This is a genomic window from Streptomyces sp. NPDC090106, assembly GCF_044747265.1.
In the GTDB taxonomy this organism is placed as follows: Bacteria; Actinomycetota; Actinomycetes; order Streptomycetales; family Streptomycetaceae; genus Streptomyces.
The window spans coordinates 33,037-59,074 of the sequence record NZ_JBIVDS010000001.1; the positions used below are offsets into that span (position 1 = coordinate 33,037).

Annotated in this window: 22 protein-coding genes; 10 read left to right on the top strand and 12 right to left on the bottom strand. The window is 71.6% G+C overall.

Annotated elements, in window-relative coordinates; all coding sequences use genetic code 11:
• Positions 1-29 precede the first annotated feature (29 nt).
• Positions 30-1,301 (top strand): beta-ketoacyl-ACP synthase II, encoded by a 1,272-nt coding sequence (fabF, locus tag ACIPSE_RS00185; RefSeq protein WP_401655679.1) that lies wholly within the window; start codon positions 30-32, stop codon positions 1,299-1,301.
• Positions 1,302-1,382: 81 nt separating this feature from the next.
• On the opposite strand, the gene ACIPSE_RS00190 is transcribed toward fabF, so the two are convergent.
• A complete protein-coding gene (locus ACIPSE_RS00190) occupies positions 1,383-1,877 on the bottom strand; it encodes a DUF3145 domain-containing protein (RefSeq protein ID WP_401655681.1) in 495 nt (164 codons plus the stop codon).
• Between the two features lie 283 nt (positions 1,878-2,160).
• On the opposite strand from ACIPSE_RS00190, the gene ACIPSE_RS00195 reads away from it, so the two are divergent.
• Together ACIPSE_RS00195 and ACIPSE_RS00200 are read left to right on the top strand one after the other, a co-directional pair.
• Complete coding sequence (locus tag ACIPSE_RS00195) at positions 2,161-3,066, top strand: SGNH/GDSL hydrolase family protein (RefSeq protein ID WP_401655683.1); 906 nt, start codon at positions 2,161-2,163, stop codon at positions 3,064-3,066.
• Between the two features lie 15 nt (positions 3,067-3,081).
• Positions 3,082-4,056 (top strand): aldose epimerase family protein, encoded by a 975-nt coding sequence (locus ACIPSE_RS00200; protein WP_401655685.1) that lies wholly within the window; start codon positions 3,082-3,084, stop codon positions 4,054-4,056.
• A gap of 137 nt (positions 4,057-4,193) precedes the next feature.
• Here the strand turns inward: ACIPSE_RS00200 and ACIPSE_RS00205 are convergent, their stop codons facing one another.
• A complete protein-coding gene (locus tag ACIPSE_RS00205; RefSeq protein WP_401655687.1) occupies positions 4,194-6,623 on the bottom strand; it encodes a beta-glucosidase in 2,430 nt (809 codons plus the stop codon).
• 139 nt (positions 6,624-6,762) lie between these two features.
• On the opposite strand from ACIPSE_RS00205, the gene ACIPSE_RS00210 reads away from it, so the two are divergent.
• Both ACIPSE_RS00210 and ACIPSE_RS00215 read left to right on the top strand, forming a co-directional pair.
• Positions 6,763-7,353: a TetR/AcrR family transcriptional regulator gene (locus ACIPSE_RS00210; RefSeq protein ID WP_401655689.1), complete on the top strand. Its 591-nt coding sequence runs from the start codon at positions 6,763-6,765 to the stop codon at positions 7,351-7,353.
• 168 nt (positions 7,354-7,521) lie between these two features.
• Positions 7,522-8,712, top strand: coding sequence for a pyroglutamyl peptidase (locus ACIPSE_RS00215; protein ID WP_401655691.1), 1,191 nt, complete (start codon positions 7,522-7,524; stop codon positions 8,710-8,712).
• 48 nt (positions 8,713-8,760) lie between these two features.
• Here ACIPSE_RS00215 and ACIPSE_RS00220 read toward each other — a convergent pair whose 3' ends face one another.
• On the bottom strand, positions 8,761-9,570 hold the full coding sequence (locus ACIPSE_RS00220; RefSeq protein ID WP_401655693.1) for an EI24 domain-containing protein: 810 nt from the start codon (positions 9,568-9,570) through the stop codon (positions 8,761-8,763).
• Positions 9,571-9,627: 57 nt separating this feature from the next.
• A complete protein-coding gene (locus ACIPSE_RS00225) occupies positions 9,628-10,491 on the bottom strand; it encodes a hypothetical protein (protein ID WP_401655695.1) in 864 nt (287 codons plus the stop codon).
• A 377-nt stretch (positions 10,492-10,868) separates the two neighbouring features.
• Between ACIPSE_RS00225 and ACIPSE_RS00230 the strand changes: the two genes are divergently transcribed.
• Entirely contained in the window at positions 10,869-12,020 is a 1,152-nt protein-coding gene (locus ACIPSE_RS00230) for a serine hydrolase domain-containing protein (protein WP_401655697.1), read from the top strand.
• Between the two features lie 265 nt (positions 12,021-12,285).
• Here ACIPSE_RS00230 and ACIPSE_RS00235 read toward each other — a convergent pair whose 3' ends face one another.
• Together ACIPSE_RS00235 and ACIPSE_RS00240 are read right to left on the bottom strand one after the other, a co-directional pair.
• Positions 12,286-12,705, bottom strand: coding sequence for an organic hydroperoxide resistance protein (locus ACIPSE_RS00235; RefSeq protein ID WP_401655699.1), 420 nt, complete (start codon positions 12,703-12,705; stop codon positions 12,286-12,288).
• A 116-nt stretch (positions 12,706-12,821) separates the two neighbouring features.
• Positions 12,822-13,820, bottom strand: a complete 999-nt coding sequence (locus ACIPSE_RS00240) for an NADP-dependent oxidoreductase (RefSeq protein WP_401655701.1) — start codon at positions 13,818-13,820, stop codon at positions 12,822-12,824.
• A gap of 101 nt (positions 13,821-13,921) precedes the next feature.
• Between ACIPSE_RS00240 and ACIPSE_RS00245 the strand changes: the two genes are divergently transcribed.
• Complete coding sequence (locus tag ACIPSE_RS00245) at positions 13,922-14,356, top strand: MarR family winged helix-turn-helix transcriptional regulator (protein ID WP_401655703.1); 435 nt, start codon at positions 13,922-13,924, stop codon at positions 14,354-14,356.
• 71 nt (positions 14,357-14,427) lie between these two features.
• Here the strand turns inward: ACIPSE_RS00245 and ACIPSE_RS00250 are convergent, their stop codons facing one another.
• The 6 genes from ACIPSE_RS00250 to ACIPSE_RS00275 all read right to left on the bottom strand — a co-directional run bounded on the left by ACIPSE_RS00250 (position 14,428) and on the right by ACIPSE_RS00275 (position 21,674).
• Positions 14,428-15,411, bottom strand: coding sequence for a hypothetical protein (locus ACIPSE_RS00250; protein WP_401655705.1), 984 nt, complete (start codon positions 15,409-15,411; stop codon positions 14,428-14,430).
• 156 nt (positions 15,412-15,567) lie between these two features.
• On the bottom strand, positions 15,568-16,593 hold the full coding sequence (gene yjfF / locus ACIPSE_RS00255; protein ID WP_401655707.1) for a galactofuranose ABC transporter, permease protein YjfF: 1,026 nt from the start codon (positions 16,591-16,593) through the stop codon (positions 15,568-15,570).
• Positions 16,593-17,681 (bottom strand): ABC transporter permease, encoded by a 1,089-nt coding sequence (locus ACIPSE_RS00260; protein WP_401655709.1) that lies wholly within the window; start codon positions 17,679-17,681, stop codon positions 16,593-16,595. Before ACIPSE_RS00260 ends, yjfF begins: the two co-directional genes overlap by 1 nt.
• Positions 17,678-19,228, bottom strand: a complete 1,551-nt coding sequence (locus tag ACIPSE_RS00265; RefSeq protein ID WP_401655711.1) for a sugar ABC transporter ATP-binding protein — start codon at positions 19,226-19,228, stop codon at positions 17,678-17,680. The genes ACIPSE_RS00260 and ACIPSE_RS00265 overlap by 4 nt, the downstream gene beginning before the upstream one ends.
• Before the next feature lie 204 nt (positions 19,229-19,432).
• Positions 19,433-20,437: an ABC transporter substrate-binding protein gene (locus ACIPSE_RS00270; protein WP_401655713.1), complete on the bottom strand. Its 1,005-nt coding sequence runs from the start codon at positions 20,435-20,437 to the stop codon at positions 19,433-19,435.
• 190 nt (positions 20,438-20,627) lie between these two features.
• Positions 20,628-21,674 carry a LacI family DNA-binding transcriptional regulator gene (locus ACIPSE_RS00275; protein WP_401655715.1) on the bottom strand — a complete coding sequence of 349 codons (1,047 nt, stop codon included), beginning with the start codon at positions 21,672-21,674 and terminating at the stop codon, positions 20,628-20,630.
• Between the two features lie 1,028 nt (positions 21,675-22,702).
• Between ACIPSE_RS00275 and ACIPSE_RS00280 the strand changes: the two genes are divergently transcribed.
• From ACIPSE_RS00280 to ACIPSE_RS00290, 3 genes are all read left to right on the top strand, one after another.
• A complete protein-coding gene (locus ACIPSE_RS00280) occupies positions 22,703-23,863 on the top strand; it encodes a mandelate racemase/muconate lactonizing enzyme family protein (protein ID WP_401655717.1) in 1,161 nt (386 codons plus the stop codon).
• Positions 23,860-24,864: a zinc-binding dehydrogenase gene (locus ACIPSE_RS00285; protein WP_401655719.1), complete on the top strand. Its 1,005-nt coding sequence runs from the start codon at positions 23,860-23,862 to the stop codon at positions 24,862-24,864. The genes ACIPSE_RS00280 and ACIPSE_RS00285 overlap by 4 nt, the downstream gene beginning before the upstream one ends.
• 121 nt (positions 24,865-24,985) lie before the next feature.
• Positions 24,986-25,954: a hypothetical protein gene (locus ACIPSE_RS00290; RefSeq protein WP_401655722.1), complete on the top strand. Its 969-nt coding sequence runs from the start codon at positions 24,986-24,988 to the stop codon at positions 25,952-25,954.
• The last annotated feature ends 84 nt before the right edge of the window (positions 25,955-26,038 follow it).

Genomic DNA, 26,038 nt, shown 5'->3' on the forward strand with positions numbered 1-26,038 from the left:
TCCTCGTCATCGTTGGAGAAAGATTTCCCGTGAGCCCGACCAATCGCACCGTGGTCGTCACCGGTATCGGCGCAACCACACCGCTGGGTGGCGACGCAGCCTCTACCTGGGAGGGTCTGATCGCCGGCAAGTCCGGTGTGAAGCCCCTGGAGCAGGAGTGGGCGGCCGAGCAGGCCGTCCGTATCGCGGCCCCGGTGGCCGTGGAGCCCACCGAGGTCATCCCGCGCCCGCAGGCCCGCCGGCTGGACCGTTCCGCGCAGTTCGCGCTGATCGCCGCCCAGGAGGCCTGGAAGGACGCCGGGTTCGAGGCCCGGGCCGGTGAGGACACCTCGGTCGAGCCGGACCGCCTCGGTGCCGTCATCGCCTCCGGCATCGGTGGTGTGACGACCCTCCTCGACCAGTACGACGTGCTCAAGGAGAAGGGCGTCCGCCGCGTCTCCCCGCACACCGTCCCGATGCTGATGCCGAACGGCCCGTCCGCCAACGTGGGTCTCCTCGTGGGCGCCCGTGCCGGTGTGCACACCCCGGTCTCGGCCTGCGCCTCGGGCGCGGAGGCCATCGGCTACGCCATCGAGATGATCCGCTCCGGCCGCGCCGACGTCGTCGTCGCCGGTGGTACGGAGGCGGCGATCCACCCGCTGCCCATCGCCGCGTTCGGCAACATGATGGCGATGTCCAAGAACAACGACGACCCGCAGGGTGCCTCGCGCCCCTACGACACCGGCCGGGACGGCTTCGTCCTCGGTGAGGGCGCCGGCGTCCTGGTCCTGGAGTCCGCCGAGCACGCCGAGCGGCGCGGCGCCCGGGTGTACGCGGAGGCGGTCGGCCAGGGCATCTCCGCCGACGCGCACGACATCGTGCAGCCGGAGCCCGAGGGCAACGGCATCTCGCAGGCCCTGCGCAACCTGCTGGCCAACAGCGACCTGGACCCGGCGGAGATCGTGCACGTCAACGCGCACGCCACCTCGACGCCGGCCGGTGACGTGGCCGAGCTGAAGGCGCTGCGCAAGGTCTTCGGCGACGACGCGGACCACATGGCGGTCTCCGCGACCAAGTCGATGACCGGTCACCTCCTCGGTGGCGCCGGTGGCGTGGAGTCCGTCGCGACGGTCCTCGCGCTGTACAACCGGCTGGCGCCGCCGACCATCAACATCGAGAACCTCGACCCGGAGGCGGAGGCCGCGGCCGACGTCGTCCGCGGCGAGGCCCGCAAGCTGCCCGTGGACGGCCGTATCGCCGCGCTGAACGACTCGTTCGGCTTCGGCGGCCACAACGTGGTGCTGGCGTTCCGGACGGTCTGAGAACCGTCCCCGTGACACCGAAGGGCCCCCACCGGACGGTGGGGGCCCTTCGCCGTGCGCGCAGGCTCTCGTGAGCGGGTGTCAGACGACCTGGTGGAGCCAGCGGACCGGGGCGCCCTCGCCCGCGTACCGGAACGGCTCCAGCTCGTCGTCCCAGGGCTTGCCGAGGAGCTTGGCGATCTCGGCCTCCAGGTCGGTCTCCTCGCGCTGGGAGCGGGTCAGCGCGGCCCGCAGCCGGTCCTCGGGGATGAGGATGTCGCCGTGGATGCCGGTGACGGCGTGGAAGATGCCGAGGTCGGGGGTGCAGCTGTAGCGCTCGCCCTCGGCCGTGGCGCACGGCTCGGCGGTCACCTCGAAGCGCAGCAGATGCCAGCCGCGCAGCGCGGAGGCGAGTTTGGAGGCGGTGCCGACCTGGCCCTGCCAGGAGAACTCCGAGCGCCAGGTGCCGGGGGCGGCCGGCTGCCGGATCCAGTCGAGGTTGACGCGCGTGCCGAGCACTCCGGCGACGGCCCACTCGACGTGCGGGCACAGCGCGCGCGGAGCGGAGTGCACGTACAGAACTCCACGTGTCGTCACCGGGACCTCCGGGCAGAGCGGGACCATTTGGGCTGGGGTGAGCGGCGGCTACGTTTGAGGGCGAGGCTACCGTGCGGCGGCGCAAGGAGTGTGACGTACCGTCCCTCCCGGTGCCGTGAAACACCCGCCATTCACCCGGCAGGATGCGGGGAAGGGGGTGATGCGTTGCATCGCGGGGCCCGTCGGCGGCGGCCGGGAACTCCCGCGCGTTGTCATGGAGGGGGAGAAAGTACGCATCCGCGTACGGACCTGACTGTCCGGCAACCGAGGGGACCTGCAAGGGATGGGGAAGCGAAGCGACCGCTCGCGTGCCGTGCCCGCCGCCGCGCTGGCCGCTGTGACGGCCGCCGTCGTGGCGCTCGCGGGATGTGACGCGGTCGGGGGCGCCGAGTCCGCGCCGTCCGGATCCGCGGCGCACCGGGCGAAGCCCTCGCCCACTCCCGTCTGGGACACCGCTCCGGCGTCGCTGGCCGCCGTCGGGGACTCCATCACCCGCGGCTTCGACGCGTGCTCGCTGCTCCAGGACTGCCCGGAGGTGTCCTGGGCGACCGGCGCCCGCGCGGACGTCGACTCGCTCGCCGTCCGGCTGATGGGTACGGCGAAGGCGGCGTCGCACAGCTGGAACTACGCCGTCACCGGGGCGCGGATGGCCGATGTGGCCGGTCAGATGGCCAAGGCGGCGGCGCGCGGGCCCGAGCTGGTGACGGTGATGGCGGGCGCCAACGACGCCTGCCGGAACTCGGTGTCGGCGATGACGTCCGTGGCGGACTTCCGCGCCCAGTTCCAGAAGGCGCTGAGCACCCTGCGGGCCACGGCGCCGAAGGCGCAGGTGTACGTGGCGAGCGTGCCGAACCTGAAGCGGCTGTGGTCCCAGGGGCGGACCAACGCGCTCGGCAAGCAGGTGTGGAAGCTGGGGATCTGCCCGTCGATGCTCGGGGACGCGGACGCGCTGGACGCGGCGGCGACCGAGCGGCGGGACACCGTGCAGCAGCGGGTGGAGGACTACAACTCGGTGCTGGAGGAGGTGTGCGCGAAGGACCGGCGGTGCCGTTTCGACGGGGGCGCGGTGTACGCGTACGACTTCGGCACGGCCCAGTTGAGCCATATCGACTGGTTCCATCCGAGCGTGGACGGACAGGCCCGGCTGGCCGAGATCGCCTACCGGAAGGTCACCGCCGGCGGCACGTGACCTAGAGTTCCGCACATGAACGAACTCTTCGGCACACTTTCGGACGGCACTCCGGTCCACCGCTGGACCCTTGAGCGGGCCGGGGTCCGGGTCCGGGTGCTGTCGTACGGCGGGATCGTGCAGTCGGTGGAGGTGCCGGACCGGGACGGGCGCGTCCAGAACGTGGTGCTGGGGTTCGCCGACCTGGACGGCTATCTCACCCACACCGGGCCGTACTTCGGCGCGCTGATCGGCCGGTTCGCCAACCGGATCGCGGGCGGGCGGTTCCCGCTGGACGGGGTGACGTACGCGCTCGCGCCCAACAACGCGCCGAACTCACTGCACGGCGGTGAGCGGGGCTTCGACAAGCGGGTGTGGGACGTGGAGCCGTTCGGCGAGCACGGGCTCAGGCTGTCGCGGGTCAGCCCGTACGGCGAGGAGGGGTTCCCGGGGCGGGTCGACGTCTCGGCGACGTACGTCCTGGACGCGGACGGGGCGCTGCGGATCGGCTACGAGGCCGTGACCGACGCGCCCACCGTGGTGAACCTCACCAACCACAGCTACTTCAACCTGGCCGGTTCCGGGAACGCGGGCGGGCACGAACTGCGGCTCGCCGCCTCGGCGTACACGCCCGTGGACGCGGACCTGATCCCCACGGGGGTGATGGAGGACGTCACGGGCGGGCGGTTCGACTTCCGGGAGGCGCGGAAGGTGGGGGCGGGCTACGACCACAACTTCGCGCTGGACAAGGGGGTGAGTGACGTGGCCGTCGAGATCGGTGAGCTGCACGATCCCTCGTCGGGGCGGGTGCTGACGGTGTCCACGACCGAGCCGGGGATCCAGCTGTACACCGCCGACCACCTGGACGGACCGTTCTCCCCCGGGGACGGGATCGCGCTGGAGACCCAGCACTTCCCGGACTCGCCGAACCGGCCGGAGTTCCCGAGCACGGTGCTGCGGCCGGGCGAGGTGTTCCGGTCGGAGACGGTGTACGGGTTCTCTGCGCGCTGACCTCTCGGGCAGGCCGCTGGTGAGTCCGCGGGCCGGTGGGGGCTTGTCGCGCAGTTCCCCGCGCCCCTGAAGGCGCCCCCTGAAAAAGCAAGCCCCGGCCCAGGGGTCAGGTCCCGGGCCGGGGCTGGTCTTTGGGATCAGACGTTAATCGTGGTGGTGAGTCGGCGGTCCGTGATCGAGCGGGCTGCCTGGATCTCGTACGAACCCTTCACAAACGACCACGTCCCCTCCTTCTCGTCCCACGTCTCGAAGGCCCGGCGGGGGATCTCGATGGTGGCTTCGGCGGTCTCGCCCGGGGCGGCCTCGACGGAGGCGAAGCCGGCGAGGAGGCGTTCGGGGCGGCCCTCGGGACGGGTGGGGGCCAGGTAGAGCTGGACGACCTCGCGGCCGGGCCGGTCACCGGTGTTGCGGACGCGGACCTTGACGGTGGTGCCGGTCACCTCGACGGAGTCGTACGTCCAGTCCGTGTAGCCGAGGCCGTGGCCGAAGGGGTAGGACGGCGTGCGGTTCTCCTTGGCCCAGGCCCGGTAGCCGATGAAGACGTCCTCCGTGTAGGGGAGTTCGCCGTCGGCCGGGGTGACCTGGGTGACCGGGGCCGCGTCGAAGGAGCCCCAGGTGGTGGGGAGACGGCCGCCGGGCTCGTCGGCGCCGGTGAGGACGTCGGCGAGGGCGGCGCCGCCCTCCTGGCCGGGGAACCAGGTCAGGAGGATCGCGGCGACGTCGTCGCGCCACGGGAGTTCGACCGGGGAGCCGGCGTTGACGACGACCACCGTGTTGGGGTTCGCGGCGGCGACCGCGCGGACGAGGTCGTCCTGGCGGCCGGGGAGGGCCAGGTCCTTGCGGTCGAAGCCCTCGGACTCCACGAGGTCCGTGGTGGCGACGACCACGACGGCCGTCTCGGCGTCGCGCGCCGCCTCCACGGCCTCGGCGATGAGCTCGTCGGCGTCGCGCTGCGGCTCCTGGTGGGCCAGGGCGAAGGCGACGACCTTGAAGGGGATGTCGGCGGGCAGCTGGAAGACGTGGGTGAGGGAGACCTCCACCGGCTCCCCCGCGGTGAGTTCGGTCTCCGCCCGGGGCACCGGGGAGCCGAAGAACGCCTCGAAGGGGTCCGTGGAGTCGGCGGGGAGCTGGAGGCCGTCGTAGTACGTCGTGCCGGCGACCTTCAGGGTGAAGGCGCCGACGCCCTTGACGCCGAAGGTGTGCGGGCCGGTGTCGCGGGGCGTGAAGGTGCCGGTCAGCTCGATGGTGTGGAGGGTGTCGTGGGTGACGCCCTCGGGCAGGTCGTCGCCCATCCACTGGATCTGGCCGCTCGGCGCGGAGCCGGTGCCGAGGACGTTGCCGTCGGCGTCGCGGCAGATCGCGCGGAGCGTGAAGCCCTTGTCCGCGACGGCCAGTTCGGTGTTGGGGTCGGCGCCGACGGCGTAGGTGAGGTCCGGCAGGGCCTCGGTCAGGGCGTCCAGCGGGGAGACGATCCGGGACGGGAAGACGGTGGCGGAGCCGCCGCCGAGGACGCGGGCGTCGCGGGCCGCCGCACCGATGAGGGCGACGCTGCCGGGCTTGAGCGGCAGGGCGCCCTCGTTGCGGACGAGGACGAAGGCGCGGCGGGCGATCTCGCGGGCGAGGGCCTCGCCGTCCACGGGGGCGGGCAGGTCGGTGACGGCGGGCTCGGCGCCCTCCAGGGCGCCGACGCGGGCGGCGAGGCGCAGGACGTTGCGCACGGCCCCGTCGACGGTGGCCTCGGCGACCTCGCCGTCCCGGACGGCCTGGGCGAGGGCGGGACCGTAGACGGTCTGCGGGCCGGGCATGGCGACGTCGAGACCGCCCTCGACGGCACCCTTGGTGGAGCGCGCGGCCATCCAGTCGGAGACGTTGTAGCCGTCGAAGCCCCACTCGGCGCGGAGCACGTCGTTCACCAGGTGCTGGTGCTCGGTCATCGTCGTGCCGTTGACCGAGTTGTAGGCGGTCATGATGCCCCAGGGGTGGGCGTTCTCGACGATGATCTCGAAGGGGGCCAGGTACAGCTCGCGCAGGGCGCGGTCGGAGACGACGTTGTTCACGGTGAAGCGGTCGGTCTCGGCGTCGTTGGCGACGAAGTGCTTGACGGTGGTGCCGACGCCGCCGGACTGGACGCCGGTGACATAGCCCGCCCCGATGAGGCCGGTGAGGTACGGGTCCTCGCTGTACGCCTCGAAGTGGCGTCCGCCGAGCGGGGAGCGGTGCAGGTTGACGGTCGGGGCGAGGAGCACGTGGACGCCCTTGCGGCGGGCCTCCTGGGCGAGCAGGACTCCGGCGCGGCGGGCCAGCTCGGGGTCCCAGGTGGCACCGAGCGCGGTCGGGGACGGGAGCGCGATCGAGGGGTCGTCGGCGGTCCAGCGCACACCGCGGACGCCGATGGGTCCGTCGGACATGACGAGGGACTTCAGGCCGATCGCGGGCAGCGCGGGCAGGCTCCACATGTCCTGGCCGGCGAGCAGCCGTGTCTTCGCGTCGAGGTCGAGCGCGGCGAGGGCCGCCTCGACGACCGCCTCACGCGCCTCGTCGGCCGGGGTGGGGTGGGTGCCCGCCATTGGGTCCTCCAGGGTTCGGGTCCGTGCAGGGGTTTCGCGTCCATGCAGGGTTCGGGTCCGTGCAAGTGACTCCATCGTGCATCCATTACCTGGTGAACGGTAGGTTTCGTTATATTGCCGTTATATTTGACGGCCGGCCATGTCGTACCGTGAGCTCATGAACGCCAGGGTCAGGAGCGAGGAACGGCGCGCCGAGATCGTGCGGGCGGCCCTGGAGGTGATCGCCGAGCGCGGTTACCGGGGGGCGAGCCTCGCCGCGGTCGCCGAGCGGGTCGGGCTCACCCAGCAGGGACTGCTGCACCACTTCCCCACCAAGGACGCGCTGCTGGTGGCCGTCCTGGAGGAGCGGGACCAGTGGGACGCGGTGCCGGACAGCCGGTGGCGGGTGGATCTGCTCGCCTCGCTCGTCGAGTACAACGCGATGCGGCCCGGGATCATCCAGACGTTCTCCGCGCTGCTCGGCGAGAGCGTGACGGAGGGGCATCCGGCCCGCGGCTACTTCACCGAGCGGTACGCGCTGGTGCGGGAGAACATGGCGGGCGTGCTGCGCGCCGAGTACGGGGACCGGCTGCCCAGCGGGCTCACGCCCGAGCGGACGGCGCCGCTGCTGGTGGCGGTGATGGACGGATTGCAGTACCAGTGGCTGCTGGACCCGGAGTCGGTGGACATGCCGGGCGCCTTCCGGGACTTCCTCGCTCTGCTGGGCGAGGACCCGGACCGGCGGAGCTGACCTCGCCGACAACCTCGGCCCGGGTGGCGCGGGAGGCGGGCGGCATGGTGTGGGGCGGGTGGGGACAGGATACTTCTCGTCTCTCCCCCCACAGCGTTCGGAGGTTGAACTCCCTTGGTTTCTCTACGTGTTCGGATCGGACTTGTCGGGTTCGCGGTGGTGGCCGGGATGACGGCGGTGCCGCAGCCGGCGCTGGCGGAGGCGGGACAGGCGCCGACGGCCGAGGAGCTGCGGCTGGACCGGGCCGTGCCGCAGGAGATCCTCGCCCGCTCCGGATTCGACGACGTGGCACCGGAGTTCGCGCGGGCGCTCGGCGCGGCGCGGTCGTACGCGCAGGCCCGCGGGATCGTCGTACGCGAGGGGGCCGCGTTGTGGAAGCGGGCCGTGGCGCGGGCGCAGGGGCGGGGGCCCGCGGGCGGGGATCTGAGCCGGGACGACGACCGGCCGTTGTACTGGGCCCGGTTGGGGATGACCCGGCAGGTGCGCGGCTGGGAGCCGGAGTTCGGACTGAGCGACCGCCAACGGGCCTGGCTGCTGGCCCGGTTGGAGCGGACCTCGCGCGGGCAGAGCGACATCCGGTATCCGAAGGGCGGCGAGAAGCGGGTGCTCGTCACCGGGTTCGACCCGTTCACCCTGGACCGGGACATCCGGATCTCCAACCCGTCGGGGGCGACGGCGCTCGCGCTCGACGGGACGGTCGTGCAGACCCCGGACGGTCCGGCGCGCGTCGAGACCGCCGTGTTCCCGGTGCGCTGGCGGGACTTCGCCGAGGGGACCGTCGAGCGGACGCTGCGGCCGTATCTGGGGAAGGTCGACCTGTTCACGACCGTCAGCCAGGGGCGGGTGGGGCGGTTCGACGTGGAGCGGACCAACGGTGCCTGGCGGGGCGGGTTCGCGGACAACGACAACGTCGGACGGACGGAGACGATCCCGGTCACCGACCCGGCCTCGCAGCCGCAGTGGACGACGACGACCCTGCCGTACCAGGCGATCGTGGCCGCCACGACCGGGCGTTTCCCCGTCTACGACAACACCGCCGTGACGGAGATACCCGCCGGGGCGACCGCGCCCGTCGTCCGGCCGGACGGGCCCACCGAGGGGTCCACCGCGCGGGCCGGGGGCGGCGGGGACTACCTGTCGAACGAGATCGCCTACCGGGCGACGCTGCTGCGGGACCGGCTCGGCCTGCACGACCGTCTGCCGGGCGGGCATGTGCACACGCCGGTGCTCCAGTTCGGCACCGGCAACACCACCGAGGTCACCGACCCGGTCTTCGTGCGGAACCGGGCCGACGTCATCGCGCAGGTACGGGCGATCGTCGGTGTCGCGCTCGGTGCGACGGAGCGGACGCGAGGCTGACGCGGGGGCCGGCCGGGACGGTGCGGGCCGCCATGCCCGCCGTCCCGGTCAGGCGCCCGTCACCTGCTCGTGGTCGTGTTCCTGGTCCGGGTCCGTGTCGCCCGGCTCGCGGGTCTCCTCGCCCAGCAGTTCACGCGCCATGAGGGTCGCCCCGGCCACCGCTCCCGGCATCAGGAACACGGCGACGAAGGGCACCAGGAAGGCCAGCCCGAGCGGGGTGCCGAAGCCCCAGACCAGACGCTTGCGGGAACGCAACAGGGCGAGGCGGTCGCGGAGTTCGACACCCCGGCGCTGGAGGGCGACGGCGACGAGTTCCTCGGTGAGGAAGAAGCCGGTGACGAAGAAGCCGATCACCGGGACGACGGTCTGGCCCGCGACCGGAACGAACCCGAGGGCGAACAGGAGCACCGCCCACACCAGCGCCCGGGCCAGGATCCGCAGGCTGTCCCGCGCCGAGATCCACAGCTCCCGCCAGAGCGGCAGCCCGGACTCGGGGGCCGTGCCGTCGGGCGACACGTCGCGGTCGACCCGTTCGGAGAGGCTCTCGTAGAAGGGCTGGCCGACCAGGAGCGTGACCGCGGTGAAGGTGAGGACGGCCAGGAGCAGGGCCAGCGCCCACAGGACCACCGTGAGGAAGCCGCGGAACAGGCCCGCCCACGGGCTGGACCAGTCGTCGGCGAACGGGGTGGCCCAGGTGACGAAGTCCTCGCCCCACACCGCGAGCGCGACGAGCGCCGCCGCGTACAGGACGAGGGTGATCAGGCCCGGGATCAGGCCGAAACCGTACTGTCTGCCGTGCCGGGCCACCCATCGCTGGCCCTTCAGCAGGAAGTTGAAGCCCACCCCGAGATCTCGCATGGCCGCACTCTATCCGCCGCGCGGATCGGCCCCCTCCCCCGCTTCCCTCCTCCCCGCTCAGCCGGCCAAAACCGCCACGACCGTGCCCCGCCCGCCCGCCGGACTGACCGCCGCCGACACCCGCACGGCCACGCCCCGGGCCACCCGCCCGGCCCGGGACGCGGAGGCGAGGAGCAGCGGCTGGAGCTGTTCGAGGCCCGCGACGACCAGTTCCTCCCCGGCGATCAGCACCGGTCCCGCGGCCTTCGCGGTGGCCGCCGCGGCCTCCGTGAGGTCGGCGAGCGGAGGAAGGGCGGCCCGGACGGCCTCGGCGCCCGCGACGGCGGCCCGTTCGGCCAGCGCCACCTGGAGCGGCATCAGCGGGGCCAGCGCGGCGGTCAACGCGTCCGCGGCGCGGCGCAGTTCGGGCGTGGAGTCCCGCAGCACGCCGGCCGCCGCGCGCAGGAACGGGGTGAGGGCGAGCAGCACTCCGGCGGCGAGCCCGGCCCCGGCCGGCAGCAGCGGGGACAGCGCCTCGACGAGGTCCCCGAGGGCGGTGGCGAACTCCTCCACCGCCGGTTCCACCGCGTCCAGGACGGGCAGCAGGCTGTCGCCGAGCGCGGTCAGCAGGGCCTGGGCGGGTTCGCTGACCGGGTGGACGGCCAGCGGGGCGCCGCTCGTGCCGAGTCTCGTCAGGGTGTCGACGATCCGGTAGAAGGCCTCCTGCGCCTCGGGGGACGCGCTCGCCTCGGCCAGTTCGGCCGTGGTGCGGCGCAGCACCCGCAGGACCTCCTGGCCCGAACCGTCCCTGGGGTCGAAGGTGTTGATCGCGATCCTCGTGATGTTGCCCGCGGTGTCCAGGAGCTGGCCGGTGATGTCGGTGGTGGCGCGGGCCATGCGCAGTACGTCGTCCCGGCTGGGGAGCGAAGGGATGGCTGCCATGCGTGGCTCTCCTCGTCCTTGGCTCGTACGCCCTCAGCATGCTCCCTTCGGGCGCTCCCGGCCGGTCCGTCCAGGGCATTCGCGGCCCGGCTCGCGAATCGTGTGACACCAACTCCTTCCTGTTCCGGTTGAGTCGAACAGGTACATGTCGCCGTACCGATCTCAGGAAGCTCCCGGAGGAGGTACGCCCCGCGCGCACCGCGAGACCGCCGAACGGGGTCGTCCGCATGGTGAACGCGGGCGCGGTCACCACCGGAACCCCGGGATACGGTTTCGCGTACGCGGCCGGGAACCTCCTGCTCTCCGGGCACTGGCGTCCCGCGGCGGACGGCACCGGCATGGTTCGGCATGGGTACGACAACGGTCGAGGAGAGCGGATGACGCGGGAGATACACGGCACGGTCGCCGACGGCTTCGAAGCGGTGCGCGAGGAGTTCGCCGCGTTCGTGGCCGGTGAACGCCCCGACTACGAGGGGCAGTTGTGTGCCCATGTGCACGGCCGTCGGGTCGTCGACCTGTGGACGGGTGACGGCAACGACGCCGACTCCCTGCACGCCGTGTTCTCGTCGACGAAGGGCGCCGCCCATCTCGTCGTCGCGCTGCTCGTGCAGGACGGCACGCTGGAGCTGGACCGCAAGGTGACCTACTACTGGCCGGAGTTCGCGGCCGAGGGCAAGGGCGCGCTGACGCTGCGCGAGCTGATCACCCATCGCGCCGGGCTGATCGGTCTGGACGCGGGCTTCAGCACCGACGAGCTCTCCGACGACCGCGCCCTGGCCGAACGCCTCGCCGACCAGCGCCCGTTCTGGCGTCCCGGCACCGCGTTCGGCTACCACGCGCTGGTGATCGGGGCGCTCACGGGCGAGGTCGTGCGCCGGGCCACGGGCCGGACGATCCAGGAGCTCTTCGAGGAGCGCGTCCGGGCGCCCTACGGCCTCGACTTCCATCTCGGTCTGCCCGCCGCCCTGGACGACCGCTACCGTCCCGTCCAGCCGATGCTGCCCACCCCGGAGCAGCAGGCCCTCATGGACGCGGCCCCGACCGGCCCGCACACCCTCGCGTCGATCGCCTTCAACACCCATGTCCCGGGCAGCGGCAGCCTGACCGACTACATCAACTCCCGTGCCGTACGCGCCAAGGGACCGGCGTCGGCGGGCGGGGTGGCGGCGGCGCGCGGCATCGCGGGCATGTACGCGGCGGCGATCAGCGAGCTGGGCGAGCGCCCGCCGCTCCTGAAGCCCGACACGATCGCCGAGGTCGGGCAGATCCATTCCACCGGCTACGACCTGGTCGCCCGCGGCCACCGTTCCTACGCGCTCGGCTTCCAGGCGACGGCCGACGTGTGGCACCCCTTCCTCGGCGCGGGCACCTTCGGCCACAGCGGCGCGGGCGGCTCCCAGGGCTTCGCCGACCCCCGCTCCGGTCTCGCCTACGGCTACACCCGCCGCCGCCTGGCCTTCCCGGGCGGCGCGGCCCCGGAGAACGACAAGCTGGCCCTCGCCGTACACAGGGCAGCGCTCAAGTCCTGACGGCCCCATCGCCGGCTCACGATCCGTGCCTGCGCAGGCGGGCCCCACAGCACAGGCCGTGTCACGGAGGCGCACCCCCGGCCACCGGCCGCGAGGGAGCCGCAGGGGCGCGCCGGTGCCGACAGGCCGAGCGCGCGGAGGCCCGAAGGGGTGAGCACGGTCGGCCTGTCGGCACCGGCAGAGAGCGCCCCGGAGGCGACCGAGCGAAAAAAAGGGGGCACGGTGTCGCATCCTTCGCAGGATGTGGCACCGTGCCTTGTCGCTGTCAGACCAGCGTCACGCTGATGTTCCCCCGTGTCGCCTTGGAGTAGGGGCACACCTGGTGGGCCTCCGCCAGCAGCGACGCGGCCGTGGCCGGGTCCACGTTCGGGACGCTCGCCGAGATCTCGACGATCAGCCCGAACCCGTCGGCGTTCTTGCCGATGCCGACCTTGGCGGTGACCGTCGAGCCGGTGAGGTCGGCACCGGTCCGGCGGGCGACGACGGCGAGGGCGCCCTGGAAGCAGGCGCTGTACCCGGCGGCGAAGAGCTGCTCGGGGTTGGTTCCCCCGCCGCTGCCGCCCATCTCCTTGGGCGGGTTGACGACGACGTCGAGTCGGCCGTCGTCGGTGGCCACGCGGCCGTCGCGGCCGTTCTCGGCGGTGGCGACGGCCGTGTACAGGACTTCGGACTGCTGGATGGACATGCGGTGTCTTCTCCTCGTCGGTCCGCCATGACTCGCGCCCACGATCGACGGCGGATTATGGAAAGAAGTTACCGCATCCCGGAAACGGTCCGGAAGCCCTGAACACCTTCGGAGGGCTACAGCTGGACGATCATCTTCCCGGTGTTGTCGCCGCGCAGGACCCCGAGGAACGCCTCCAGGTTGTTCTCGATGCCCTCGACGACCGTCTCGCGGTACTTGAGCTGCCCGGAGGCGACCCAGGGGCCGACCTCGGAGACGAACTGCGGCTGGAGGTCGTAGTGGTCGCCGACGAGGAAGCCCTCGATCCGGCCGCGGGTCGCGATGAGACGGGCGAGGTTGCGCGGGCCCGGGGCGGGCTCGGTGTTGTTGTAGACCGAGATCATGCCGCAGACGGCGATCCGGCCCCGCTCGTTCAGGGAGCCGATCGCGGCCTCCAGGTGGTCGCCGCCGACGTTGTCGAAGTAGACGTCGACACCGTCGGGCGCCGCCTCGCGCAACTGCTGGGAGACCGGGCCGTTCTTGTAGTTGAAGGCCGCGTCGAAGCCGTACTCCTCGACGAGCAGCTTCACCTTCTCGTCCGAGCCGGCCGAGCCGATGACCCGGGAGGCGCCCTTGAGCCGGGCGATCTGACCGACCTGGCTGCCGACGGCACCGGCGGCGCCGGAGACGAAGACGCTGTCGCCCTCCTTGAAGGACGCGGTGCGCAGGAGGCCGGCGTAGGCGGTGAGGCCGGTCATGCCGAGGACGCCGAGGTAGGCGGACAGGGGCGCGGCGTCGGGGTCGACCTTGACGGCGGTGCGGGCGTCGAAGGTGGCGTACTCGCGCCAGCCGCCGAAGTGCAGGACGTGGTCGCCGGGCGCGAAGCCCTCCGCGGCGGAGGCGACGACCTCGCCGACCGCGCCGCCCTGCATGACCTTGCCCAGCTCGAAGGGGGCGACGTACGACTTGGCGGCGCTCATGCGGCCCCGCATGTACGGGTCGACGGACAGATGCGTGTTCCGGACGAGGATCTGACCCTCGGCGGGCTGCCGGACCTCCGCCTCGACCAGGGCGAAGTCCTCCGACTTGGGCCAGCCGACGGGACGGCTGAGCAGGTGCCATTCGCGGTTGATCATGACGGGACCTTTCGAGGATCTGCTGCAATTTACTTCAGTACCTGAAACAACCATGCTCCTGAATATTTCATGTTGTCAAGTAATCGGGGTACGATCAGGTCATGGCCACTTCACCCAGGACCCGTCCCGACGCGCTGACCGTCGAGGTCGTCGAGCTGATCGGCGACGTCGTGGCCCGCTTCTACGCGGACTACGAGGAGGCGGCCGGCGAGCACGCGCTGACCGGGGCGCAGGCGCGGCTGCTGAGTCTGCTGTCGCTGGAGCCGCTGCCCATGCGCAAGCTCGCGCAGAAGCTGAAGTGCGAGCCGTCGAACGTGACCGGGATCGTGGACCGGCTGGAGGCGCGGGGTCTGGTGGAGCGGCGCGCCGATCCCGGGGACCGGCGGGTGAAGGTCGCGGCGGTGACGGAGGAGGGGCGCGCGCTGGCCCGGGAGCTGCGGGAGGGGCTGCGCTTCGCGCGGGAGCCGCTCGCGGGGCTGTCGGAGGCCGAGCGGACCGCTCTGCGGGATCTGCTGCGCCGGATGCTGACGGAGTAGGGGCCCGGGGACTCCCCCGGAGGGGCCTCGGCGTCAGAGGCCGGGCGCCCCGGAGGGCGCCGCCGAGGCCGTCAGGTGCACCACCACAGGAAGCGGCTGCACTCCGACTCCGAGGGGGACGGGCTCGGGTCCGCCGTGGTGGGGGTGGCCGAGGGGGCTTCGGTGGTGGGGTCCGCGGTGGCCGTGGGGGCCGTCGTGGTGACGCCGCCGGAGGCCGTCGCCGTGGCGGACTGGGCCTCCTCGTCCTTGTCGTCCTCGTCCTCGGCGCTCTCGGACGCCGACGGGGACGGGGACTTCGAGGCCGACGCGGAGGCGGACGCCGAAGGGGCGGTGCCGTTCGTGCCGGAGGCCGGGGCCGCCGTCCCGCCGGCCTCGGCCGTGGCGGACCCTTCCGCGGACGCGTCGCCCGCGGCGGCGGGGGTGCTGGGCGAGCCAGGGGCGTCCATGCCGAGTTCCGCGAGGCTCAGACCACCCGCGGCGAGGATGAATCCCGCCGTGACGAGCAGGGTCCGGCGCCGCCGTCTTCGGTGCGCCGCCGCTTTGCGGTCGCGGCGGCTCCCGACGTTCTCGTCGTCGGCGTCCTCGTCGTCCTCGTGGTCGTCCGCGGCCTCGGAGGTGTCGTGCTCCTCCGGTTCCGCGGTTCTGCCACGCCTGCCCTGGGCGCGGCGGCGCGCCGCCCTGCCGCCGCCGACGGGGGGCTCGGCCGGGGTCGCCTCGTCGGGCTCGTCCTCGTTCCCGCCCGCGCCGCCGCTCACGTCGTCGTACGCCGTGTCGTCGGCCTGCGGGGTGTACGCGGCGTACGGCTGGTGCGCGCCGTACGGCTCGTGCGGCTCGGGTGCGGGGTGCTCCTGGTGCCGTGCCTCGTACGCGCCGGCGGTGACGCTCACCTGCTGCGGTTGCGGCTCGGGCCGGAAGTGGGTCCGGGCGTGGCCTCCCTGCTCCGGGACGCGCGGCTCGGCCTGCGCCGGGGCGTGGAGGTGTTCGGCCGGGGTGCCGCAGCCCGGGCAGGCGAGGGCTCCGTTGAGGTGCCTTCGGCACGGGGGGCAGTAGTCCATGACGCGGGAAGATTAAGTTCCCGGGGCGTAACGATCCTAGAGGCGGCTGTGAATGTTGTGTGGGGAACTGGCCGTTCCGGCATGGCGAGTTGAGGATGATCCTCACGCTTCGCCGCCAACCCGACATCGCGCCGGAACGGCCGTTCACGGCACGGATCAGGTGCTCTTGCGAGTGGTCATCACACGCTGGATCAGAATGAACGCGCAGAGCAGCACACCGGTGGCGATCTTCGTCCACCAGGAACTGAGCGTGCCCTCGAACTGGATGATGCTCTTGATCAGGCCCAGCACCAGGACACCGAACAGCGTGCCGAGGACATAGCCGGAGCCGCCCGTCAGCAGCGTGCCGCCGATGACGACCGCGGCGATCGCGTCGAGTTCCATGCCCACGGCGTGCAGCGGGTCGCCGGACTGGATGTAGAGCATGAACAACAGGCCGGCCAGCGCGGAGCAGAAGCCGCTCAGCGTGTAGACCGCGATCTTCGTGCCGCCGAGCGGGAGGCCCATCAGCAGCGCCGACTGCTCGTTGCCGCCGATGGCGTGGATCCGGCGGCCGAAGCGGGTGTAGTGCAGGATGTGGAACGCCGCCGCCAGGACCAGCAGCGCGACGACCGCGCCGATCGACAACTCCCCTATCCCCAGCGGGATACGGGTCTCCGCGAGGCTGCTCACCGAGGAGTCGTCGATGGCGATCGACTCCTTGCTGATGACGAGGCACAGACCGCGGAAGAGGAAGAGGCCCGCGAGCGTCACGATGAACGGCTGGATCTCGAAGTTGTGGATCACATAGCCCATGAGGAAGCCGCCGAACGCGCCGACGCCCAGCGAGATCGGGATGACCACGAGCAGCGGCAGGCCCACGTCCTGCACCAGCCACGCCGTGAGCATGGTGGTGAAGCCGATCACCGAGCCCACGGAGAGGTCGATGCCGCCGGAGAGGATGACGAAGGTGGCGCCGACGGCGGCGACCAGCAGATAGCCGTTGTCGATGAACAGGTTGAGGAACACCTGCGAGTCGCCGAAGCCGTAGTTCTGGTAGCGGCTGAGGCCCGCGATGTACATCGCCAGGAACAGGGCCGCGGTGACCAGGACCGGGAGGCGGCGGTCCGCCAGCAGGCGCGCCGCCTTGGACGGGGCGCGCCGGGGCTGCTGTGCCGTGGGGGTCTCGGTCGTCGTGCTCATCACGACACCTCCATCTTCGGTGCGGGCTCGGCGGGGCGCACGGGCGGCGCCGCGTCCGCGGGGGCCGTCGTCCTGGCGCGGGCGCCGAAGACCTTGGCGCGGAACTTCGGGGACTGCAGGAGACAGACGACGATGACGACGGCGGCCTTGAAGACCAGGTTGGTCTGGGTCGGGACGCCGATCGTGTAGATCGTGGTGGTGAGCGTCTGGATGACGAGGGCGCCCACGACGGTGCCGCCGATGGAGAACCGGCCGCCCAGCAGCGAGGTGCCGCCGATCACGACGGCGAGGATCGCGTCCAGCTCGATCCACAGGCCGGCGTTGTTGCCGTCGGCGGCCGAGGTGTTGGAGCTGATCATGAGTCCGGCGATGCCGGCGCACAGGGCGCAGAACACGTACACCATGATCTTGATGCGGCGGGAGCGGATGCCGACCAGGCGGCTCGCCTCCGCGTTGCCGCCGACCGACTCGACGAGGAGGCCGAGGGCGGTGCGGCGGGTCAGCAGGACCGTGACGGCCACGACCGCGGCCACCACGAAGATGGAGAAGGGCAGGGTCAGCCAGTAGCCGCCGCCGATCAGCTTGTACGGCTCGCTGTTGACGGTGATGATCTGGCCGTCGGTGATGAGCTGGGCCACGCCCCGGCCCGCGACCATGATGATGAGGGTCGCGATGATCGGCTGGATGCCCATGCGGGCGACGAGGAAGCCGTTCCACAGGCCGCAGACGACGGCGGCGACCAGGCCGAGGCCCATCGCCAGCAGGACGCCGGCCAGGGCGCCCTGATCGGCCTGGTCGCTGATGTAGGAGCAGGTGAGGGCGCCGGTGATGGCGACGACCGCGCCGACGGACAGGTCGATGCCGCCGGTGGCGATGACCAGGGTCATACCGACGGCCACCAGGATGAGGGGCGAGCCGAACAGGACGATCGAGACGAGGCTGCCGTAGAGGTGGCCGTCCGTCATGTGGACGGCGAAGAAGCCCGGCGTGAAGGGGACGTTGACGAGCAGCAGCGCCACCAGGACCGCGACGGGCCAGAAGAGGTGGTGGCGCGTCAGTGCTCGCAGGCGGGAGTCGGTGGTGGTCACTGGGGTTCTCCGCTCTGCTCTCCGCTCGCGATGGTTTCGAGGATCTTGCTGGTGGTGATCTCGGGGCCGTTGGTGAGCCGCGCGACGAGCTTGCGGTCGCGCAGGACGCCGATGGTGTGGCTGAGGCGGAGCACCTCTTCCAGTTCGGCCGCGATGTAGAGGACGGACATGCCGTCCTCGGAGAGGGAGACCACGAGTTTCTGGATCTCGGTCTTGGCACCGATGTCGATGCCGCGGGTCGGCTCGTCCAGGATGAGGAGCTTCGGCTGGGTGATGAGCCAGCGCGCGAGGAGCACCTTCTGCTGGTTGCCGCCGCTCAACTGGCCCACGCGGGCCTCGGGGTCGGCGGGGCGGATGTCGAGTGCCTTGATGTACTTGGCGACCAGTTCGTCGCGTTGGGCGGTGGGCAGGGGGCGGGTCCAGCCGCGGGCCGCCTGGAGGGCGAGGATGATGTTCTCGCGGACGGTCAGGTCGGGGACCAGGCCCTCGGTCTTGCGGTTCTCCGAGCAGAACGCGACCCCGGCGGCGATGGCGTCGTTGGGGGCGTTCATCGCGATCTGCTTGCCGCCGATGCTCACCTTGCCGGAGTCGGGCTGGTCGGCGCCGAAGAGGAGCCTGGCCAGTTCGGTGCGTCCGGAGCCCAGCAGGCCCGCGAGCCCGACTACTTCGCCCTTCTTGATGTCCAGGTCGAAGGGGGCGATGCCGCCGCCCCGGCCGAGGCCCTCCGCCGTCAGCAGCGATTCGCCGACGTCCGCGTGGAGCTGGTGGTCGTGGAGCTCCTCCAGCTGGTCCAGGGCCTTGCCGATCATCAGCTCGATGAGCTGGACCTGGTCGAGGTCGCGGACGAGATGCTCGCCGACGAGGGCGCCGTTGCGCAGGACGGTCATCCGGTCGCAGATCTCGTAGATCTGGTCGAGGAAGTGGGAGACGAACAGGATCGCCACCCCCTCGTCCCTCAACCGCCGCATGAGACGGAAGAGTTCGAGGACCTCGTCGCGGTCGAGGCTGGAGGTCGGCTCGTCCAGGACGAGGACCTTGGTGCCGGAGCCCTCGCCGTCGCTGTCGCCGGTGCCCACCGACCGTACGATCGCGACGAGTTGCTGCACGGCCAGGGGGTAGGAGGCGAGCGGGGCGGTGACGTCGATGTCGAGGCCGAGGCGGTCGACGAGTTCGGCGGCCTCCTTGCGCAGGCGCTTCCACTGGATGCGGCCCGCGCGGGTGGGTTCGCGCCCGATGAAGATGTTCTCCGCCACCGACAGGTTGGGGCAGAGGTTGACCTCCTGGTAGACCGTGCTGATGCCGGCGTGCTGCGCCTGGAGCGGGCTGCCGATGTGCACGGTCTCGCCGTCGAGGGTGACGGTGCCGCCGTCCAGGGGGTGCACCCCGGTGAGCACCTTGATCAGGGTGGACTTGCCGGCGCCGTTCTCCCCCATGAGGGCGTGGATCTCGCCGGGGAAGAGCCGGAAGTCGACGCCCGACAGAGCCCTTACCCCCGGAAACTCTTTGACTATGCCCGTCATCTCCAGGACGGGCCGCGGCTCTGCCATGGCAGCGCTCCTCTTGGATCGTCGATTCGCTTCGGGCCCGCCGGGGGCCGGGCCCGCGGGGAGCCCGGACCCGCACGGGGACAGGCCCGCGGGGAGCCTCCTGGGCCGAGGTGTCCTCGGCCGCCGAAGGCTCCCCATCGGTGCGTGCGGCCGGTACCGGTGCGGGTGCGCGGCCGGTACCGGTGCGTGCGGTCGGTACGTGGGTCAGTACTTGCGGGTGGGGAGCGCGTCCTTGGCCTGGTCCTGGAGGAAGTCGCCCTCCTCGGTCTTGATCCAGCGCTCGACCGTGCCGCCCTCGTGGACCGTCTTGACGACCTCCATCAGCTGGGGGCCGAGCAGCGGGTTGCACTCGACGATGGCGTTGATCTTGCCCTCGGACATGGCGACGAAGCCGTCCTTCACGCCGTCGACCGAGACGATCAGGATGTCCTTGCCGGGCTTCTTGCCGGCCGCCTCGATGGACTGGATGGCGCCGATGGCCATGTCGTCGTTGTGGGCGTAGAGGACGTTGATGTCCGGGTTGGACTGGAGGAAGGCCGCCATGACCTGCTTGCCGCCGGCGCGGGTGAAGTCGCCGGTCTGCGTGACGACGATCTTCCAGTCGTCCGCGTGGTCGGCGTCCATGACCTCCTTGAAGCCCTTGGCGCGCTCGATGGCGGGGGCGGCACCGGTGGTGCCCTCCAGCTGGGCGATCTTCACGTCGCCCTTGAGGCCGGCCGTCTCGATGACCTTCTCCAGGATCTTCGCGGCGCGGCGGCCCTCGTCGGTGAAGTCGGAGCCGACCAGGGTGACGTAGAGGGACTCGTCGGAGGTCTCCACCGAGCGGTCGGTGAGGACCACGGGGATCTTCGCGGCCTTGGCCTCCTTGAGCACCGCGTCCCAGCCGGTGACGACCACCGGGGAGAAGGCGATGACGTCGACCTTCTGCGCGATGTAGCTGCGGATGGCCGAGATCTGGTTCTCCTGCTTCTGCTGGGCGTCGGAGAACTTCAGGGTGTAACCGGCCTCCTTGGCCGCGGACTTGACCGAGTCGCTGTTGGCGGTGCGCCAGCCGCTCTCCGAACCGACCTGCGAGAAACCGAGGGTGATCGCCTTGCTGCCGCCGGAGGAGGAGCCGGAGGAGCTGTCGTCCTCCTTGGCGCAGGCCGCCAGGGTGCCCGCCGCCGCCACGCCGATCGCCGCAGTGAGGAAGTTCCTTCTGTTGAGCATGTTTCTTCTCCTTTGAAGAGCCGGCCCGGGGAAGGACCGCTGGTACTCGGTTGCTCGGGGACCGACCACACTGCGTCCAGCCTGTCGATCATTATTCGAAATCTCGGTCATACTGGTGTGCGAATTTGGCTTGTTCGGTGCTGGTACCGGCGCCGGCTCCAGGTGCCGACGTCGGCGGCCTCGTGCCGGATCAGTCCGGAGCCGTACTGGCCCGGACGACGAGCTGGGGTTCGACGACGACCCCCGGCACCCCCGGCCTGCCGGGCGTCCCGGGCGCCCCGGCGGGAGCCCGGCCCTCGATGAGGTCCAGCAGCAGGGCGATGCTGTGCTTGCCCACCGTCGCGAAGTCCTGCCGGACGGTGGTGAGCGGCGGTGCGAAGAACTCGGACTCCGGGATGTCGTCGAAGCCGACGATCGCGACGTCCTGGGGTGTGCGCACGCCCGCTTCGCGCAGGGCCCGCAACACCCCCAGTGCCATCTGGTCGTTGGCGACGAAGACGGCGGTCAGTCCGCGGCCGACCCAGCCGGCCAGTTCCTGGCCCGCCCGGTAGCCCGACAGCGGACTCCAGTCCCCCCGCAGCGGGACGGGCGGCTCGATGCCCGCCTCTTCGAGGGTCGCCCGCCAGCCGGTGACCCGGTCGGCCGCCTCCTGCCAGTCCTCGGGGCCGGCGAGATGCCAGACCGTGCGGTGACCGGCGGCCAGCAGGTGACCGGTGGCGAGCCGGGCGCCGAGCCGCTGGTCCACGTTGACGCTCGGGATCTCCGCACCGGACCCGGTGCCGACGACCACCACCGGGAAGGGGTGGCGGAGTTCGGCGAGCGCCTCGACCGCCGAGCGCTGGGGGGCGAGGGCGATCACTCCCTCCACCCCGCCCTCGCTGAGGTGGGCCAGGGCCTCGGAGAGCGTCTCCACCGCCAGCCTGCGCAGGCTGACCGTCGAGACGGTGTACCCCTCGGCGCGGGCGGCCTCCTCCAGCGCGAACAGGGTGCTGGCGGGGCCGTAGAGGGTGGTGTTGGAGGCGACCACACCCAGGGTGCGGGTGCGGCGGGTCGCCAGGGCACGTGCGGAGGAGTTGCGGCGGTAGCCCATCTCCTCGATCGCGCGCAGCACCTTGGCCCGGGTCTCGTCCCGCACGTTGGGGTGATCGCCCAGTACGCGGGACACGGTCTGGTGGGACACACCGGCCAGGCGTGCCACGTCCGCCATGGTGGGCGGCCGGAGCTCCAGGTGGTTCACGGCCGCACCTCCTCGGCGTTCGCTGACGGGAGCACCACCGGCACGACGCCCGCGCCTCCCTGGCGGTCGGCCGACATCGATCGGTGAATGCGGAGGTCATTGTGAGCGCTAACAATTCATGGCGGTCAAGAGGGCTGCATCGGGAAGTCGTCACGGTTCAATAACGCAGCGTGGCGGGCGAGTTGAGAACACCCCGGCCCAAATGACCCCACTCCGCCCACCCCCCGAAGCCTACTGCGGACACCCCCGGACAGCCCCTCACCAGCACGGAGACCCGCCCGCCCCACCCCGCCTCCCGAGACCGGACCGCAGACCTCCGCGCCCTCTCCGGCCACACCCGTGACGGCCCCGATCACGACCACCCGCCCGCTGGCCCGCGAGGGATCTCCGGCGCTTCGGACGACCCGGACCCGCCCGGACCCGCCCGGCGATGGCGAACATCACAACTCGCTTGGCAATATGCTCAGTTCGGGCTCGCGGGCACTCCGCGGAGCCGGACGCGGGCCGCGATGACGGCCGGTTCGCCTCGGATGGCGGGCGGGACGGTTCGGGATGCCCCGGTTCGGGACGACTCGGTTCGGGACGAGCCGGTTCAGGACGGGCCGGTTCAGGACGGGCCGGTTCAGGACGAGGCGACCCGGTTCGGGAGCGCCGCCGGACCCGCGGGGAGCACGCGGGGAGCACGCGCGGGGCCTCGCACGCGGGGAAGGCGACCGGTCCGAACGAGCCACGCCCCGCGCCGAGTCACGTCCCGCGCGGCGGCCCCGGCCACGACCTCACGCCATCGCGGTCGGCGTCAGGAACCCAAGCCCCGCCACCCCGGGGCGAGTTCACGGCGCCGTAGAGTCGGGGCCCGGTCCGTGTAGGGGGCATCGGGGCGGGGTGGGCTGGTCGGCGGGGTGAAACCGTTACGCCGTTCGACCACCCGACCCATTGACACCCCGACCGACGGATCCTTACCGTCAGGCCAGCATTTCGAACGTGAGCCGAAATTTCGAACAAGCTGAAAAGCCTAGGGAGTAGCTGACGTGCGCATCACGGGAATCAGCACGCACGTGGTCGGGACGCCATGGCGCAACCTGACCTACGTCCAGGTGCACACCGACGAGGGACTCACCGGAGTCGGCGAGACCCGCATGCTGGGCCACACCGACGCCCTGCTCGGCTATCTGCACGAGGCGAAGACCAACCACATTCTCGGGTCGGACCCGTTCGCTGTCGAGGATCTCGTCAAGCGGATGAAGTACGGCGACTACGGCCGGGCCGGCGAGATCGTGATGTCCGGCATCGCCGTGATCGAGATGGCGTGCTGGGACATCAAGGGCAAGGCCCTCGGCGTACCGGTGTGGCAGCTCCTCGGCGGCAAGGTGACCGACAAGGTCAAGGCGTACGCCAACGGCTGGTACACCACCGAGCGGACGCCCGAGGCGTACCACAAGGCCGCCCAGGGCGTGATGGAGCGCGGGTACAAGGCGCTCAAGATCGACCCCTTCGGCACCGGGCACTTCGAGCTCGACCACGAGCAGAGCCTGTACGCCGTGTCGCTCATCGAGGCCGTCCGGGACGCCATCGGCCCGGACGCCGAGCTGATGCTGGAGATGCACGGCCGCTTCTCCCCCGCCACCGCCGTCCGCCTCGCCAAGGACCTCGCGCCGTTCAACCCGGCCTGGCTGGAGGAGCCGGTGCCGCCGGAGAACCTGAAGGCACTGGAGAAGGTCGCCGCCAAGGTCGACATGCCGGTCGCCACCGGTGAGCGCATCCACGACCGCATCGAGTTCCGCGAGCTCTTCGAGAGCCAGGCCGTGGACATCATCCAGCCGGACGTCGGCCACATCGGCGGCATCTGGGAGACCCGGAAGCTGGCAGCGACCGCCGAGACCCACTACATGCTGGTCGCCCCGCACAACGTCGGCGGTCCGGTGCTGACCGCCGCCTCGCTCCAGGTCGGCTTCACCGCGCCGAACTTCAAGATCCTGGAGCACTTCAACGACTTCGCGGACGCGGACATCAAGAAGGTCGTCAAGGGCGCCCCGCAGGTCGTGGACGGCTACTTCCACCTCTCCGACGCACCCGGTCTCGGCGTCGAGCTGGACGTGGACGCCGCCGCCGAGTTCCCGCAGCAGCAGGCCCGGTTCGACCTGTGGGCCGAGGGCTGGGAGCAGCGCAAGCCGAAGGGCGCCGAGCAGTGAGCTCCGCGGTCGTCATCGAGGCGCCCGGCGAGCACCGGCTCGTCGCGCACACCCCGCGCGAGCCCGGCGCGGGCGAGGCGCTGGTGCGCGTCCACGCGGTCGGCATCTGCGGCAGCGACCGCGAGGTGTACCAGGGCAACCGGCCCGAGGGGTACGTCCGTTACCCGCTCACCCCGGGCCACGAGTGGTCCGGCACGGTCGAGGCGGTGGGCTCCGGGGTCCCGGAGTCGCTGGTCGGCCGCCGGGTGGTGGGCGAGGGGTTCCGCAACTGCCAGGTGTGCGATCGTTGTCATGCGGGCGAGACCACGCTGTGCACGGCCGGGTACGAGGAGACGGGCTTCACCGAGCCCGGCGCGATGGCGGCCACACTGACGCTGCCGGCCCGGCTGCTGCACGTCCTGCCGGACGACGCCGACCTGACGGCCGCGGCACTGCTCGAACCCGCCGCCTGCATCGCCGCCGCCGCGCTGAAGGCCAACGCGCGCCCCGGTGAGCGGGTCGCGGTGGTGGGCACGGGGACGCTCGGGATGTTCGCCGTGCAGTTCCTGCGGGCGGGTTCGCCCTCGGAGCTGCTGGTGGTGGGCACCCGCCCGGACCGCGCGGAGCTCTCGAAGACGTTCGGCGCCACCGACTTCCGCACCCGGGACCAGGAGCTGCCGGACGACTTCGACGTGGTCATCGAGACCGCCGGGTCGGCGTCCGCCGCGAACACCGCGGCGGCGCTGCTGCGGCGCGGCGGCCGGCTCGTCCTGACGGGCATCCCGGCCCCGGGCGCCGACGGCCTGGACCCCACCGACCTCGTGGTCCGGCAGCTGGAGGTGCACACCGTGTTCGGGGCACCGCCGGAGGCCTGGGCGCACACGGTGCGGGTCTTCGGGGCCGGGCTGCTGGACCCGCTGCCGCTGGTCACGCACGAGCTGCCGCTGGACGAGTTCCCGCGGGCCATCGAGTTGGTGGGGTCCGGCGATCCGATGGTCGGAAAGGTGCTCCTGAGGCCATGAACCACCCCTGAGCCGTGCGCCGGTGCGGAGTACCTGACGACTCCGCACCGGCGTACGCCCCGCCCCTTCTCCATCCAGAGCCGCGACCCTCGTCCGAAATACCGAACATGAAGGACAGCTTGTGACCGAGACCACCGCCAGCGCGGCCCGACGACCCGGCGAACCGGCGCTCACCGCGCTGGGGCTGAACGCTCCCGCCCTCGACCCCGCCGACGCCTCCCCGCACACCTTCCCGGGCGGCGGACGCTGGCGCACCGAAGTGCCGTCCGTGGAGGGTCCCGAGGCCCTCTCCGTGGTCCTCAAGGAGTCCTCGCGGCTCGACGTGCCGGTGCACCGGGTCAGCCAGGGCAGCGGCGTGTGGATGCTCACCGACGCCGAGATCACCGAGATGGTCGAGGCGACCGCCGAACGGGACATCGAGCTCTGCCTGTTCACCGGTCCGCGCGGCACCTGGGACATCGGCGGCTCGACCCGGACCGACTCCAAGGGTGCCGGGTTGCGCGCCCGCGGGCACGACGCGGTCGCCGGTTGCGTCGAAGACGCCGTCCGCGCAACGGAGTTGGGCGTCAAGTGTCTCCTCGTGGCCGATGAGGGCGTGCTGTGGACGCTGCACCGGGCGCGCACGGCAGGGGTCATCCCGGCCGACACGACGCTGAAGGTGTCGGCGCTCATCGGTCCGGTCAACCCGGCCGCGTACGCCGTCTACGAGAACCTCGGCGGTGACTCGCTCAACGTACCCAGTGACCTGACGCTCGATCAACTCACGGAAATCCGGAGGGTGTCGGGCGCCCCGATGGACATGTACATCGAGGCTCCCGATGATCTGGGCGGCTATGTTCGGATGTACGAAGTCGCCGAACTGATCCGGCGCGGCGCTCCGCTCTACCTCAAGTTCGGGCTCTCGAAGGCCCCGGGAATCTACCCATACGGGCATCACATGCGCGATCTGACGCTCTCCACGGCCAAGGAACGGGTGCGGCGGGGCCGTCTGGCACTGGATCTGCTCGCCCGGCACGGCGCGGACGGCGACATGGCACCGCTAGGCTCCCGGCTGCCCGGCGAACTGAAGCGATTCGGTACGCCTGCATAACGTTACGGACAACGCCTCTTCACAGAAGCCGACGGAGTCCAACAGACTCCGACACGTCTTCACTAGCTTCTCCTCGCACCACCT

What these genes read in the sequence shown, in the direction of transcription:
- ACIPSE_RS00205 (WP_401655687.1), bottom strand. Translation starts at nt 6,623, where the DNA reads ATGGCGGGCACCCACCCCACCCCGGCCGACGAGGCGCGTGAGGCGGTC.
- yjfF (WP_401655707.1), bottom strand. Translation starts at nt 16,593, where the DNA reads ATGAGCACGACGACCGAGACCCCCACGGCACAGCAGCCCCGGCGCGCC.
- ACIPSE_RS00210 (WP_401655689.1), top strand. Translation starts at nt 6,763, where the DNA reads ATGTCGTACCGTGAGCTCATGAACGCCAGGGTCAGGAGCGAGGAACGG.
- ACIPSE_RS00200 (WP_401655685.1), top strand. Translation starts at nt 3,082, where the DNA reads ATGAACGAACTCTTCGGCACACTTTCGGACGGCACTCCGGTCCACCGC.
- ACIPSE_RS00240 (WP_401655701.1), bottom strand. Translation starts at nt 13,820, where the DNA reads ATGATCAACCGCGAATGGCACCTGCTCAGCCGTCCCGTCGGCTGGCCC.
- ACIPSE_RS00250 (WP_401655705.1), bottom strand. Translation starts at nt 15,411, where the DNA reads ATGGACTACTGCCCCCCGTGCCGAAGGCACCTCAACGGAGCCCTCGCC.
- ACIPSE_RS00270 (WP_401655713.1), bottom strand. Translation starts at nt 20,437, where the DNA reads ATGCTCAACAGAAGGAACTTCCTCACTGCGGCGATCGGCGTGGCGGCG.
- ACIPSE_RS00230 (WP_401655697.1), top strand. Translation starts at nt 10,869, where the DNA reads ATGACGCGGGAGATACACGGCACGGTCGCCGACGGCTTCGAAGCGGTG.
- ACIPSE_RS00265 (WP_401655711.1), bottom strand. Translation starts at nt 19,228, where the DNA reads ATGGCAGAGCCGCGGCCCGTCCTGGAGATGACGGGCATAGTCAAAGAG.
- ACIPSE_RS00235 (WP_401655699.1), bottom strand. Translation starts at nt 12,705, where the DNA reads ATGTCCATCCAGCAGTCCGAAGTCCTGTACACGGCCGTCGCCACCGCC.
- ACIPSE_RS00195 (WP_401655683.1), top strand. Translation starts at nt 2,161, where the DNA reads ATGGGGAAGCGAAGCGACCGCTCGCGTGCCGTGCCCGCCGCCGCGCTG.
- ACIPSE_RS00225 (WP_401655695.1), bottom strand. Translation starts at nt 10,491, where the DNA reads ATGGCAGCCATCCCTTCGCTCCCCAGCCGGGACGACGTACTGCGCATG.
- ACIPSE_RS00245 (WP_401655703.1), top strand. Translation starts at nt 13,922, where the DNA reads ATGGCCACTTCACCCAGGACCCGTCCCGACGCGCTGACCGTCGAGGTC.
- ACIPSE_RS00220 (WP_401655693.1), bottom strand. Translation starts at nt 9,570, where the DNA reads ATGCGAGATCTCGGGGTGGGCTTCAACTTCCTGCTGAAGGGCCAGCGA.
- ACIPSE_RS00215 (WP_401655691.1), top strand. Translation starts at nt 7,522, where the DNA reads ATGACGGCGGTGCCGCAGCCGGCGCTGGCGGAGGCGGGACAGGCGCCG.